Annotated in this window: 1 protein-coding gene; it reads right to left on the bottom strand. The window is 77.3% G+C overall.

From position 1 onward, the window contains the following. A partial coding sequence (locus tag HMPREF0731_RS22760) for a hypothetical protein (protein ID WP_040614591.1) occupies nt 1–565 on the bottom strand: 565 nt, incomplete at both ends.

The following is a 565-nucleotide window of genomic DNA, read 5'->3' on the forward strand; positions in this document are numbered from 1 at the left end:
CCGGCAGGCGCTCGGCGCGCACATCCTGCGGCCCCAGCACCTCGCCCATGCGCAGCGCGCGGTTGGCGACGACGACGCTGCGCATGGCGACGCTGCGCCCCGCCAGGCGCTGGCGCAGCGTCGCCACGCCATCGGCCAGCACCACCAGCGTGGCGGAGAAGCGGCGGCTGGCGGCGTCGTATTCGGTGCCCTCCAGCGTCAGCCGCGGATCGGCCCCCGTCGGCACCAGCATCGGCTGGTAGGCGACGAGGTCGATGTCCAGCTCCGGATCGGCGCCGAGCCGGGCCAGCTCGGCGCGCAGCACCGCCTCGACCTCCTCGCGCGACAGCGGGCGGCCGGGGCGCTCCACCACCACCCGCTCATCGCCGGCGGCGGGCTGCCAGGGCAGGCCGGCATCGCGGGCGATGACGGCCAGCTGCGGCGCCTCCACCACGAAGCGGCGGCCGGGCATGGGGGAGGGGCCGAGCACGTCGGTCGCGCGCGCCCCGGCATTCTCGAACAGGTCGCCCAGGGTGACGCTGCCGCCCTCGATCACGGCGAGCGGCCGGTGCGCGACCAGCCCGGG

This window comes from Pseudoroseomonas cervicalis ATCC 49957, from assembly GCF_000164635.1.
Lineage (GTDB): Bacteria > Pseudomonadota > Alphaproteobacteria > Acetobacterales > Acetobacteraceae > Pseudoroseomonas > Pseudoroseomonas cervicalis.